We start from the raw sequence: 12,935 nt of genomic DNA, 5'->3' as shown, positions 1-12,935 counted from the left end.
CTGCATCAGGTCGTTTTGAGCAAATAGCGCTGCGTGCCGTGCAAATTACGACTTGCGGCCGCCGCGCAGCAAGTTGATCGGAGCATCCCTAGCGCTCTCGCGCTGTAAAACAACAAGAGCCACGAAAAATGACCAGATTCCCACCTGCTATCGAAAGCCAGACCGGCCATATCGGCGCCCTACGGGTACGCTACATGCGACGATCATCCGTTCACCTCATGCTCATGTGCAGATCACCTCGGTGGTTTTTTCCAACGCGCTGCCATGGAGCAGGATGTTCAGAAGAATAAAATGGCGTGCCAATTATTGGGCTAGTTGAAATTGACTAAGTACCGGTCCTTCGTGTGCGTTGCGTTGACCTCTAAGATTTTGCGTTGCTTCTATTACTTTAAAAAAACAAAGGGAGCGCTATACAATTGAGTAGGAAAAAAATTGCTGCAAGTTCGGTGTTTCTTGGTATCACCCTGAGTGCACAGGCGTATGCTGACTTTCTAAGTGATAGCAAGGCCACCTTGGGGATGAGGAACTTCTACTTCAATAACGACAACCGCGATGGCACTGCCGCCCCTTCCAAAACCGAAGAATGGGCGCAGGGTTTCATGTTGGACTTCAAATCGGGTTATACCGATGGCATGGTTGGCTTTGGTGTCGATGGCCTGGGATTGCTGGGGGTTACCCTGGACAGCGGCAAAGGACGGCATGTCGGCAGCACCATGATGCCTTCTGACAGTGACAACCGTGCCGTCGACGAGTGGAGCCGGGTGGGGCTGACCGGAAAAGTCAAAATGTCGAAAACTGAACTTCGCTACGGCACCTTGATTCCGAAACTCCCAATTCTGGTTGCCAACGATGGGCGCGTACTTCCACAAACCTTCGAGGGCGGTCAAATCACCTCGAGCGAGTTCAAGGGGCTGACCTTGACTGGAGGTCGGATCGAACATGCGACAGGGCGTGGTTCAAGCGATCAGACGGGGTTGGCCGTTGCTGGTGGTACGCGTGAGAGCAATCAGTTTGACTTCGCCGGAGGCGATTGGAGTGTCACCAAGGATCTGACAGCTCAGTACTACTACGCAAACCTCGATAACTACTATACGCAGCATTTTTTTGGATTGATTCACACCCTTGCGCTCTCGGACAATCAGTCCCTTAAAACCGACCTGCGCTACTTCAAAACTGACTCGTCAGGTGCAAATAGCTCCGGTACGTCAGGCTACAGAATTAATGGCTACACCAAAAACGGTGATGGAGAGATCGACAACCGTACCTGGAGTGCCGCGTTGATTTACACGCTGGGTGGCCACGCGATTACTGCGGGGTACCAAAGTGTGTCGGATGGCAGCAACTTCACTCAACTCAATCAGGGCAGCCTGATAGACAAGGGCGCCGGTGGAGCAAGCCTGTATCTGTATACAGACCGCCTGATCCAAACGTTCACCCGCGCAGGCGAGCGCACAGCTTTCGGTCAGTATGCTTACGACTTTGCCGCTCTGGGAGTTCCTGGCCTGAAAGGCTCGGTCATGTACCTCTCCGGCGATAATATTAAAACTACGTCCGGCGACAACCAAAAGGAATGGGAAAGAGACATTAGCCTGGACTACGTCCTTCAGTCCGGAGCGCTTAAAGGTGTCGGGTTCGGCTGGCGTAACGGCAAGTCCAACAGCGAAGCGGCTCGTAACGTAGATCAGAACCGAGTTTTTGTAAGCTATAGCATTCCGCTTCTCTAACGAGTGTCATGAGGACGAATAGCCGCTTTCAGTCCGGCCACGCTGAGGAAGGCACCCGATAACACGGGTGCTTCTGTGCAGGATTATCCGCCCGACGCTCAGGACATTAGGTAGGTGGTGCAGCCGGTTTGATTTATTTTGTCTACGCCCTCTTAGAAGCCTTCCAGCACGATCTTGCCCTTCGCCTTGCCGCTTTCCAGCAGAGCATGGGCTCGACGAAGATTTTCTGCGCTGATGCGCCCGTAGTTTTCGCCAACGGTGGTGCGCAAGTCACCCGCATCAATGCGCCGCGCAATTTCGTTGAGGATGTTGTGCTGCTCTTGCATGTCCTCTGTCTCGTAAAGCGAGCGGGTGTACATCAGCTCCCAGTGCAACGACAGGCTCTTGCGCTTGAGCGGTACGGCGTCAAGCGTGGCCGGGTCATCGATCAGGCCCAGCTTGCCCTGAGGCTTCAGTGATTCGATGATTTGCTCGTAGTGCCGATCGGTCTGGGTCAGGCTAGCGACATGGCTGACTTGTGCGATACCGATGCGCTTGAGCTCCTCGCTGAGTGGCTTGGTATGGTCGATGACATGATGCGCACCAAGCTCGGTGACCCAGGTCTGGGTTTCAGGGCGCGAAGCCGTACCAATGATCGTCAACCCGGTTAGCTGACGCGCCAGCTGAGTCAGGATTGAACCCACCCCGCCTGCAGCGCCGATGATCAGCAGCGTTTCGCCCCGGTCGGTGGTATCGCGTGCAACACCGAGGCGATCAAACAGCAATTCCCAAGCGGTCAAGGAAGTCAGTGGCAATGCCGCAGCCTCGCTGAAATCCAGCGACTGGGGTATTGAGCCGACGATACGCTCGTCCACCAGTTGCAGCTCACTGTTGCTGCCCGGGCGGATCAGCGATCCGGCGTACCAGACCCTGTCACCGGGCTTGAAGAGCGTTACGTCGCTGCCGACCGACTTGACCACGCCGGCAGCGTCCCAACCGAGGATGCGCGGCTGGCTTTCGTCCTCGTGCGGTACGTAGCCCTGCCGCACCTTGGTATCGACAGGATTGACCGATACGGCCTTTACCTCTACGAGCAAGTCGCGCGGCCCCGGCACTGGCTCGGGTATATCGATCTCCACCAAGGCGTCGGGATGTTCAATAGGCAGGCATTTGAAGTGTGCAATGGCTTTCATTCGAAGATCCTCAGGAGATGCGATACATTTTCGTGATGGTGAGCTTTTCAGCAGCGCGTTCGATGAAAGGGAGCGCTGCCTGAAAATGCGGTGTCGCTTCGTGAGCAGTCAGCGCCGCTTCGTCCCGCCACTGCTCGATCATGTGGAAAGTGCGAGCCTGCTCGGCATCACGGTGGAAATCGTACTGGATGCAGTCCGCTTCGCTTCGGCTTGGGCCTTGCAGGCCCTGCAGCGTCTGCTCGAGCTCGACTTCGAAGCCGGCCTTGGCGACCAAGGTGGCAATCAGTGTCAGAGGGGTGGTCATCAAACCTCCTGTCTGTGTGCGATATGAAGAGGGAGCATTGGCTGGCACGGGTGTATCGAAGATGTCCATGCCGGCCATGCGGCCAAAAACCTGAATCCGGGTGAGAGCGCGACAACAATCTTGCCCACTTGGGCATTCGACCAAGTTGATAGCCCTAAGGCCACGCGAGCGCTCTCGCTCCGGCGGGATCACCTGTAGCGTTCAAGCCAATGGGCATAGGGAGCGGGCAAGGTCCAGGCAGCACGCTCTACACCCAGCGCCTGGGCGGCTGAATAGGACCAGTTAGGATTGCCCAGGTGCGCCCGGCCAATCATCGCCAGGTCCAGTTGACCACTTCTCACCGCTTCTTCGGCGACGCTCGGCGTGCCGAAGCCCCATGCCGAGGCCACCGCAATCCCCGTCTCGCGCCGTACCCGCTGGGTAACTTCGCCCATGAAACCGGGGGCCCAAGGAATGTTGGATTCAGGGATGGTGAACCCGATACTGACGCTGAGCAAGTCCAAACCACCGTCCTTGAAACGACGTGTCAGTTCGATAGCCTCTGACAAGGTCTGTTCATCCCGGCCGTCGTATTCGATAACACCCAGGCGAGCGGTCAGCGGCAAGTGCTCTGGCCATACTTCGCGAACCGCCGCCAGTGTTTCCAGCAGAAAGCGGCTACGGTTATCGAAGTTTCCGCCATAGGCGTCGTCACGAAGGTTGGAGTGTTCAGAGAGGAATGACTGGGCCAGATAGCCATGGGCGAAATGCAGCTCTAACCACTCGAAGCCAGCTTCACGTGCACGGCGAGCGGCTGAGACAAAATCCTCGCGCACCCGGGCGATATCCTCCAGCGTCATGGCTTTCGGCTGCTTGGCGAGCTGAGCGCCAAAGGCAACAGCCGACGGGGCGATGGTCTGCCAGCCACGCGAATCATCCTCGCCGATATGATCGTCACCTTCCCAAGGACGGTTCGCACTGGCCTTGCGCCCCGCGTGGGCAATCTGGATACCTGGCACTGCGCCGGCAGCCTTGATCGATTGCACCACCGGCACGAAGGCACGGGCGAGCTCATCATTCCAGATACCAGCGCAGCCAGGCGTGATCCGTCCTTCGGGTGACACGGCAGTCGCCTCGACGACCACCAGTCCTGCGCCGCCACGCGCGAGGGTGGCATAGTGCACAGTGTGCCAATCGTTGATCAGGCCATCATTGGCCGAGTACATGCACATGGGGGGAATCGCGATCCGGTTGCGAAGGGAGACATCCTTGAGCGTGAAAGGTTGGAACAGCGCAGACATTAGGTTTTTCTCCGAGGGATACTATTTCTCTTGTTCGATAATATTCGAACTATTGACATAGAGCAAACCCGTGTATGATTCGCTCATGCGCCCCTTCAAACACCTTCCTCTCAGTGAATTCGTTCTTGAGCGTCTGTTTTACGCCTTGAGCGACCCTGTACGCCTGGAGATTGTCCGGCGCCTCGCCGAGCTGGGAGAGGCCAGCTGTGGCGAGCTGGACGGTGGCCGTGCGAAGTCCACCATGTCCCACCATTTCCGGGTGCTGCGAGATGCCGGACTGGTTCAAACCCAGACCATCGGCACGACCCACATGAACTCGTTGCGTAGGGAAGACTTGAGTCACCGTTTTCCGGGCCTGCTGGAAACGATCCTGTCCCAGTACGACGAAAAAGGAAGATGAGGCTCACGGGTGTTTTTCCACCCAACTCTTTCAGCGCGCGCTCTGCGCAAAAACACGCGGATCTGAGAAGCAGTTGACCAGGTGGTCGTACACCAGCCTCACTCTCGGTGCCACGGGCCCTGATTGCGGGCGATACATGATCAATTCGGAAGGCGGCGGGGCATCGTGTTGCATGAGCTCGACCAGTCGCCCTTCAGACAGATAGGGTTCTGCCAGATAACCGGGCATTTGCCCAAAGGCGATTCCCGCCAGAACAATCTCTCGCTCGGTTTCTGGATCGTCGCAGGTAAATGCCGGGGAGGCAGGCAGGAACGTTTGCCCCTCGGCAAGCACCCACGGCCAGGGGCGGCCGTTTTTGCGATCGATCAGCATCGACAGGGGCAAGCGTTTCAGATCCTCGATGCTGCCAGGGCATTGCACGGTGTCGAGGAGTGACGGCGCCGCGACGATTTTCAGGTCGACATGGGCCACCGTTCTGGCGATATAGCGCCGATCCCGCACAGCTCCAACACGAATACCGATGTCAATCTTGTTGGCCACCGCGTCGGTGAGCTGGTCATCCAGGCTCAGGTCGATGCTCAGGCCGGGATTCTCCCGCATCAGCGGTTTCAGAAACTCAATCAGATACAGCTTGCCAATGGCGTGGGGGGCCGTGATGCCGACGACGCCTTTTGCCTCCTGTTTACTGTTGGCGATAAACAACTGATCCACCCGTTCCAGGGTTTCCCGGGCTTGCAAGGCGAGTTTGGCACCAAAAGCGGTGACGTGAACCTGCCGCGTGCTGCGGTGGAACAACAGCTCCCCAAGCGTGCGCTCCAGTTCTTTGATGGCGCGTGTCACGGTCTGCGGAGAGGTGCCGAGGCGGGTGGCTGCATCGCGAAACGTGGTCGATTGCGCCGCCACCGAAAAGATCCGAATCAGCTCCATGCGATTGAGCATTGGCGTCAACTCCCGTTCCAGAAAATGGAATTCTCAAATCCGAACTCTTCCATTTTCTGACGAATAAAACCAGCGCAGACTGCACTCATCAACCCAAACAGGTCTCAACAGGAGCGCTGAACATGAGTAAAAACATCCAGGGTAAAGTGGTCGTTATCACCGGTGCGAGTAGCGGTCTGGGCGAAGCAACGGCGCGTCATCTGGCAGCGCTCGGCGCCCATGTAGTGCTTGGCGCCCGTCGCCAGGATCGTCTGGACGCGATTGTCCGGGAGATCGCCGCAGCAGGCGGCAAGGCGATTGCCCATCCGATCGATGTCACAAACAAAGAGGACTTGTCTGCGCTGGTCGCCAAGGCTGTCGAGGCATTCGGTCGCATCGATGTGATGATCAACAATGCAGGGCTGATGGCGATCTCTCCGATTTCGCAGCTGCGCGTCGAAGAGTGGGATCGCATGATCGACATCAACATCAAGGGCGTGTTGTATGGCATCGCGGCCGCGTTGCCGCTTTTCGAACAACAGGCCAGCGGTCACTTCATCAACATCTCTTCGGTTGCCGGCATCAAGGTGTTCAGCCCCGGTGGATCGGTGTACAGCGGTACCAAATTTGCGGTGCGCGCTATTTCCGATGGCCTGCGTCATGAAGTCGGCGGGAATATTCGCACGACGACCATCGAGCCGGGCGCGGTGGATTCCGAGCTCAAGTTCGGCAGCGGGCACCAGCCGAGCGCCGAGGTCGTTGGCGAGTTTTACAAGAAGGCCATCCCGGCTGATTCGGTTGCACGGGCCATCGCTTACGCGATCGAGCAACCTGCCGATGTCGATATCAACGAGATTGTTCTGCGTCCGACGGCGCAAGACTTCTGATAGTTAACCTGTGCCGTTTGTGCCCTTGCGCAAAAGCACGGGCGCGAGCGACTAAGCTTTAGCACTATTGAATACTTCGAATGTCTGGCCTGGAGCCAAACTTCCACGCAAGCCAACCAATATCGGTGATATCAACCCGTTTGTTTTTACCGTGAAGGCGGGAAGCTTTACCGCCGCGGCGATTACACTGGGCATGGACCCGCATTGTTCGCTTGGAGGACCGGATGGGCGCACGGTTGCTCAATCGCACGACGCGCAAACTGAGCCTGACAAACGAGGGGCAGATTGCGTATGAGCGCTGGCGGCAGATTATCGAGGATCTTGATGAGGTCGAGGTGACCATGGTCCGGGCCGTGGGCGGCCGACCGGTACCTTTAAACTCACGGTCCCGCTGTCCTTTGGTCAGCGCCATGTCCTGCCGATCCTTGATGCCTATCTGAAGCAGTGGCCTGAGCTGCACGTGGAGTTGTGGTTTACCGATCGCTTTGTCGACGCCCTTTTTACCACAGATGTAGCCGACTCCTCATCCTTCCCAGGAGCGTCATCCCGTTTTTCAACGCCTGTTTCAACCAGAAGCACTCACTATCGGTCCGATTTTGCCGCTGGAAACCCATCCCGGCCGAGCGGCCCCGACCATGCGCGGTCATTTCGAGATGGCGCAACGCGTCGAAGCGCTGGACTTTGGTGCGCTCTGGATGCGTGACATTCTTTTCTACGATCCGGATTATGGCGACGTGGCGCAGATGTTCGAACCGCTGGGCCATCCACAGCCAGCCAAGCGCCTATGCTAACAGCCAGCCGATGATGGTCCTCACCGACACGGCCGTGTTCCCAATAATGTGAATATAAGCAGCTCGCATGTTGTGGTCACGGCTATCCACTTCAAGGTTGTTGTGAGCATGCTCCGTGAATTCGACGGTCCGTTCACTAGATGGCAGAGCAACGGCTACTTTTGAACCCATGCGGCTCCGGAATTTCGCTGGTGGTTTCCAGAAAGCCGGCTGTCTGCATAGTTAAACACTTGCCGCGAACCGTCCTGGCGTATCGTCGTAACAGTGACATAGCCGGCCGAGAGAATACCATTCATCCGGAAGTCACTGTTGATAGGGGGGGGCGAGCCTGTGAAAAGCTTACCATTGACTGGTCTAATCCCATTCAGTCTGGAATCTTCAGCATGCGAACTGTCGACATCCAGCAGGCAAGAATAAACCTGTCCCAGCGTTGATGAGGCTGTCAAAGGATGTCATTCCTGATTTCCAAGTCCGGCAGGCGGCTCTCCTCATCTGTTGTACGGAGTTGGTAATATCGGGCCGTGTTGGCAACGGGTGCCACCTTAAGTTGTAGGCTGGTTTCTACGGAGAGCGGCGGTGCAGTGGCGGTGAGTCGGGCGAGAACATTTAGGATGTGATCGGCACTCAGGGCGCCAGACAATCCTCGCAAGCGCCAATCGATTTCGCGCGTGCCGCGCTCAGCGCTTCACACAGGGGGACCGAAGGTCCCGACTCAAGCACCAGTTCTACCGCTACCAGCACCGGGTCGAGACCAGCGATGGGCACAGCAGCCAATACCTACGTCATAATTTGATCACCGTTGCTGTGATGTCTCAGGCCCCGCTTGAGAAGCCGCAACGGAGTGGGCAGATCAGCAAACGGCGTGCCATTGCACAGTGCACTGGGTTTGCGTTCGATGAGTGGGATGTAATGCTGCCAGTCAAAACTGACCTGATCTCGATCAAATAGGCACTCGTGGCTGGCAATCATCGTGTCATCGGCGATGACCCTGATCCGGGAGGGATATAGACGGCTGCTGACCCACTGGCCGACTCGCTCACACGGCACCGAATCGCGATTTCGTGCCACGCAGATCAGGCAGGTGCTGGAGACCCTTACGGTGTGCTCGACGTAGCCATCAAAGGCGGTCGGCATCCATTTCGACCCGCTCCAGCTCCAAAACGTCCGCCACCGTCAGCCCGTTGCACTAGGGGTGTAGCAGCTCGCTCCAGAGCGCACGCACGACAGCGTTGGCCCAGCCAGGCATTCAGTTCCTCGAGGGTGTGGAACATGCAGTTTGAGCGTCAATCCAGATGCGCCGTCGACTGCCTTGAACGTTCTTATCGACAAGAGGGTTGGCCGGGATTCGCACCAAATTCGCCAAAATGCAATTAAGCTTATGATTTAAAAGCTAAAACTGAATCTTGTAGTCAATCGGTTTGATCTTCCGATCGAGGTCCAGGGTGTAGTCGCCGAAACGATTGATATGACTCGTCCGATGCGGCGACAGCGCCTTGAGCACCGCCTCATCCACTGGGTGTCCCTGCCGCTGCAGATCCTTGAGCACCCTTGACATTTCCTGCGCGTTGTGCAGGATCACCAGATTCGCCACTAGGTGGTTGTACTTGATGACTTTGCGCTGCTCATGCCGCACGTTCTCGGCAATGATGCCCTCTCCGCCGAAGAACAGCCACTTAGTGAAGTTGTTGAACTCTTCGCTCTTGTTGGTGGCTGCGTGGATGTTCCGGCGGAGTTCGATATCGTTGATGTAATTCAGCAGGAACATCGTACGCACCACGCGGCCGAGCTCGCGGAAGGCGAAGTACAGCTTGTTTTTCCGGCTGTAGGTCCCCAGTCGGCGCAGGATCATTGAAGGTGTGATCTTGCCGGCTTTGATCGAGATGGCTACTCGAAGCATGTCTGGAACGTGGCGCTCAATCAGCGCCCAGTCGATGGAGGCTCTGAACAGGCTGTTGATATGGCGATAGTGGCTTCCCTTCTCCGGTTTGAAGAAAACGAGCTCCTTGATATTGCGAATTCTCGGCATCAGCTGGATACCGAGCAGATGCGCTAGACCAAACACAGGGGCATTCTGGGCCTGGGTATCACCATGCACGGTGTCCGGCTGAATATCCGAGTCGTTTTTGACCAGGCCATCCAGGATGTAAACCGCCTCGTAGACCCCGCAGGGAATGAAGCGGCTGAACAGGGCGATATACATGTCGGAAACATGGTAGTAGCCGATACCGCCGTAACCACCGTAGCGGATGTGGTACTCGGAAAGCAGATTCTGTTCGTAGACATTCCACTTGGTGCCGTCCGCGGAGGCGGCCTTTCCGCTCCCCCAATATCGCGGCAAGGCAAAGCGGTTGTAGGCGTTGATAGCCGCCACGATGGCCTTGTCAAGCCGCTCTTCGGTGACGTGTTTGAGATTAAGCCAGGCCACTTGTTTGCGACTGAAACCTTTAACCGAACGCGCGGTTTGGGATGCGCCTAGGTTGCAGCCATAGCAGAACAGTGTGGTGATGAAACGCTTACGTGGCTCATCGAGCTTGGCCTCGAAGCCAGAAAGCGGGCCAAACAGGCGGTGCAGGTCAAGCCAACGCTCTGTTTCAGTCAGTACGTCCAAGATGCTTTTGGGTTCGGCGGTTGCCGTGATGGCTTGATCGATGATGGGCAGCTGGGGCGGCGGCTCCCTTCGTTCGGTTCGCCGAATCAGCAGCCCGGATTCAGTCAAATCCACATGCTCGTTATCCGGAAAGTGGTCGTCGACCGTTTGCGCGAGCGCGCTCAACTGGTTGCGCAGGCCTTGGGTGAACGCGGCCGGATTGACGTCCATGCCCACCAGTTCGCCGTAGCGCAGCACTTCCTCCTGATACTCATCCCAGCTCACCAGGTGTTCGCGGTAATCGTCGTATTGATCACTGTGCTCAACGTAGAGGTCGCCGGATTTCAACTCCTGCATAACCTGAGAGAAGATGCAGAGCTCAAAATACTTACGGTGAATCAAGGTCTCACTGCTGGCGGTGTCGCCCTTGGCGAAGATCAGTTTTCGCCACTTTTCGGGCAGCCCCTCCAGCGCCATTTCGGCAAACTCGTCCGCGCCGAGCGTGAGGTATTCGCGGTGGCTGTTGCGATGCCGCTGCAGCCAGTCAACCGCCTGCAACAGCGCGTCGTCCTGCGAGCTGGACTTGAGTGCGAGCACGTCCAGGCACTGAAACAGTAACGAGCGCTTGCTGCGGTATGGCTGCAACATGAACGGATAATAGTTGTTGCCGGCGAAGGCCATGTGCTCATCGCACTGGACGATCCAGGAGGCAGGATCGCCCTCAAGGGTTTCGTCGACCTGTGCGAGTCGCTCATCTGACGGCAAAGGCGCTTGTAGGACGGTGAGCACCTCCCGGAATTGACCGATCAGCCGATCCACCTGCTGGACATGGGTCAGGTGGTACTGCTGCAAGCGTTCTTCGGCAATCCGGTGCAGGCTGCGCAGGGTCTTGATGAAGATTTCGGCCACGTCATCCATGGCCTTCTGCAGTTGCGACTGCACCATGAGCACGGCCAAGGTGTAGCGCTTGTTGGCCTTCATCGCCCGCATTTCGGCGATATCGAGCGCTCGCGCTTCCAGTACCATCTGGGTGCGCTTGCTGATCGCGATATTCGTCAGCAAGGGAAGTCCATCGGCCAGCTCGATCAGTCCGTTGATATGCTTGAGAAAGCTTGCAACCTCACGAGCGCCGGGACGCTTCGGTTCGCGCTTGAGGCCATCCCATGCACTGCGCCCCTGGGGCTCCAATAGCTGATCCAGCCGCGCCGTGGCAGAGGCTGGCAATACATTGGCGACACTCTGATAAATCGACTCGTTGACGCTGGCACGGGCCTGCTGGGCCAGACGGCTGAGCCGTGTAAAACCCGGGAGTTCATAACGGCGGCGAACCAGCTCTTCAATGAGGATGTTGATGATGTCGGGTAGTTCCTGCTTCGAGGTGGCGGCTTGATGAGCGACCTCGTCCAGCCACTGATCGCCCTCGGCATCCAGCACCTGAATGCCCAGATGCACGCGAAGCCGCTGCTGGTGGCGTGGTTTGCTGCCGGATTGGTCGTAACGCTGCAGGGCGACCTTGGCGGGAACTCGCAATCCTGCAAGGCGGCAGATATGTTCAAGGATTGCCGGTGGCGTGGCTGCGAGTGGAAGGAAATAGCCGAGCCGTTGCAGGAGTTTCAGCTGGATCAGGAGGCAGACGCGCGTAGGGGCTTGCCGATACCAGCCAAAGATCAAGACTTTCTCCTGAGGGCCGGGTGTATAAATCGCGCCGAGTTCCTGTGGGCTGAACTCGGTTTTAAGACGCGGATAGGCAGTTTCTTCCGGTCGACTCATGGATCTTGCTGACGCCGTAAGAGCGAGCCTGCCGCGTTTTCTTCGAAGGCGCCGGCCTCCTCGATATAGCCTTGCACGGTGCCGTCATGCCGCCAGCCACCCTGGCGCTTGATCTCGAGAAAGTCAGCACCGGCGCGATGGGCGCTGGTTGCCAGGCCACGGCGCAGGCTGTGGCTGCTCATCTCTGGGGCATGCGACAGACGCGCTTCCTGGGCGCGAGCCGCCAGGATGGCATTGACGCTACCCACGTTCAGCGGAGCAGCCCCGACTACACCCCAGCGGCTGATGCGGCGGAACAGCGGGCCTTGCTCAATCTGAGCGGTATCCAACCAGCACCGCAAAGCCTTGGCTGGGCAGCAGATGTTGTCGCCGTAGGGGATCGCCTTGTCCAAGCCCTGACCCTCCTGGTCGGTCTTGGAGCGCGGCAGCGTGATCCGTAGACCTTCCCGCTCCCACTGCAGGTAGTGCACTTCCAGCATGACCAGTTCGCTGCGTCGGAACGCGCCGAAGTACCCCACCTGTATCAATGCGCTGTCACGCAGCGCCGCGAGCCCGTCGAGCGTGGCCAGGTGCGTCACGATCAGGTCGAGATCTTCCAGCAGTAAGGCTTTGGCTTTCTGCCGCGGGCGCCCGTGCACTCGCTCGATACCGCGCAAGGTCTTGCGTACGGTGGCGCTGGCGGTCGGGTCAGGAAAGCCCTGAAAGCGGTGCCATTGCCCCAGCGCGGTCAGGCGCAGGGACAAAGTGCGCGGGTTCAACGCTTCTGCGAAGGTCAGCAGGTAATGAATCACCGTGGCTTCATCGCACGGCAGCACGCCGCCCCAGGCCTGAAAGTGGCGAATGGCCGAGCGGTAGGTTCGGCGGGTGTTGTCGGAGGTGGCGGCCGCGAGAAAGCGCTGGTAGCGCTGGGCCAACTGCTCCGGGGTAGCGAGCGTACCGTTGGTACGCGCAAGGGCTGCTCGCTCGTCGAGCAGTAACGGGGTGGCTATTTCATCGTTATTTCTTGTAGTCATCAAGAAACGCCTGTTTAGGCCGTGCGTACTGCGGATTATAGAAGCGAATGCCGAGCGTGAACGCCTAACTCGCGATAACCGCGCTTATC

10 protein-coding genes and 2 pseudogenes are annotated in these 12,935 nt (G+C 57.7%); 5 read left to right on the top strand and 7 right to left on the bottom strand.

The window, feature by feature from the left end; translation table 11 throughout:
• The first annotated feature begins 416 nt into the window (after positions 1-416).
• Positions 417-1,724: an OprD family porin gene (locus AO268_RS26265; RefSeq protein ID WP_034113323.1), complete on the top strand. Its 1,308-nt coding sequence runs from the start codon at positions 417-419 to the stop codon at positions 1,722-1,724.
• 152 nt (positions 1,725-1,876) lie between these two features.
• Here the strand turns inward: AO268_RS26265 and AO268_RS26260 are convergent, their stop codons facing one another.
• The 3 genes from AO268_RS26260 to AO268_RS26250 all read right to left on the bottom strand — a co-directional run bounded on the left by AO268_RS26260 (position 1,877) and on the right by AO268_RS26250 (position 4,480).
• A complete protein-coding gene (locus AO268_RS26260) occupies positions 1,877-2,896 on the bottom strand; it encodes a zinc-binding alcohol dehydrogenase family protein (RefSeq protein WP_017737781.1) in 1,020 nt (339 codons plus the stop codon).
• A 10-nt stretch (positions 2,897-2,906) separates the two neighbouring features.
• Complete coding sequence (locus tag AO268_RS26255) at positions 2,907-3,200, bottom strand: putative quinol monooxygenase (protein WP_017737780.1); 294 nt, start codon at positions 3,198-3,200, stop codon at positions 2,907-2,909.
• 188 nt (positions 3,201-3,388) lie between these two features.
• Entirely contained in the window at positions 3,389-4,480 is a 1,092-nt protein-coding gene (locus AO268_RS26250; RefSeq protein WP_026136919.1) for an NADH:flavin oxidoreductase/NADH oxidase, read from the bottom strand.
• An 85-nt stretch (positions 4,481-4,565) separates the two neighbouring features.
• On the opposite strand from AO268_RS26250, the gene AO268_RS26245 reads away from it, so the two are divergent.
• On the top strand, positions 4,566-4,880 hold the full coding sequence (locus AO268_RS26245) for an ArsR/SmtB family transcription factor (RefSeq protein ID WP_017737778.1): 315 nt from the start codon (positions 4,566-4,568) through the stop codon (positions 4,878-4,880).
• Between the two features lie 30 nt (positions 4,881-4,910).
• On the opposite strand, the gene AO268_RS26240 is transcribed toward AO268_RS26245, so the two are convergent.
• Complete coding sequence (locus tag AO268_RS26240) at positions 4,911-5,819, bottom strand: LysR family transcriptional regulator (protein WP_034113320.1); 909 nt, start codon at positions 5,817-5,819, stop codon at positions 4,911-4,913.
• Positions 5,820-5,941: 122 nt separating this feature from the next.
• On the opposite strand from AO268_RS26240, the gene AO268_RS26235 reads away from it, so the two are divergent.
• The 3 genes and pseudogenes from AO268_RS26235 (at position 5,942) to AO268_RS33340 (ending at position 7,476) form a co-directional block, all read left to right on the top strand.
• A complete protein-coding gene (locus tag AO268_RS26235) occupies positions 5,942-6,685 on the top strand; it encodes an SDR family oxidoreductase (RefSeq protein WP_017737776.1) in 744 nt (247 codons plus the stop codon).
• Positions 6,686-6,752: 67 nt separating this feature from the next.
• Positions 6,753-7,244 (top strand): annotated as a pseudogene (locus AO268_RS26230) (LysR family transcriptional regulator); the annotation flags it as partial.
• 76 nt (positions 7,245-7,320) lie between these two features.
• Complete coding sequence (locus AO268_RS33340; protein ID WP_232243879.1) at positions 7,321-7,476, top strand: hypothetical protein; 156 nt, start codon at positions 7,321-7,323, stop codon at positions 7,474-7,476.
• A 442-nt stretch (positions 7,477-7,918) separates the two neighbouring features.
• Here AO268_RS33340 and AO268_RS26220 read toward each other — a convergent pair.
• From AO268_RS26220 to AO268_RS26210, 3 genes and pseudogenes are all read right to left on the bottom strand, one after another.
• A pseudogene (locus AO268_RS26220) lies at positions 7,919-8,806 on the bottom strand (Mu transposase domain-containing protein); the annotation flags it as partial.
• 60 nt (positions 8,807-8,866) lie between these two features.
• Positions 8,867-11,833: a Tn3 family transposase gene (locus tag AO268_RS26215; protein WP_026136568.1), complete on the bottom strand. Its 2,967-nt coding sequence runs from the start codon at positions 11,831-11,833 to the stop codon at positions 8,867-8,869.
• Positions 11,830-12,846, bottom strand: a complete 1,017-nt coding sequence (locus tag AO268_RS26210) for a site-specific integrase (protein ID WP_232243877.1) — start codon at positions 12,844-12,846, stop codon at positions 11,830-11,832. Before AO268_RS26210 ends, AO268_RS26215 begins: the two co-directional genes overlap by 4 nt.
• Positions 12,847-12,935: the final 89 nt, after the last annotated feature.

Origin of the sequence: Pseudomonas sp. ICMP 8385 (assembly GCF_002699915.1) — a bacterium.
In the GTDB taxonomy this organism is placed as follows: Bacteria; Pseudomonadota; Gammaproteobacteria; order Pseudomonadales; family Pseudomonadaceae; genus Aquipseudomonas; species Aquipseudomonas gessardii.
Note: the sequence above shows the minus strand (reverse complement) of the source record. Positions and strands in the feature narration are given on the sequence as shown.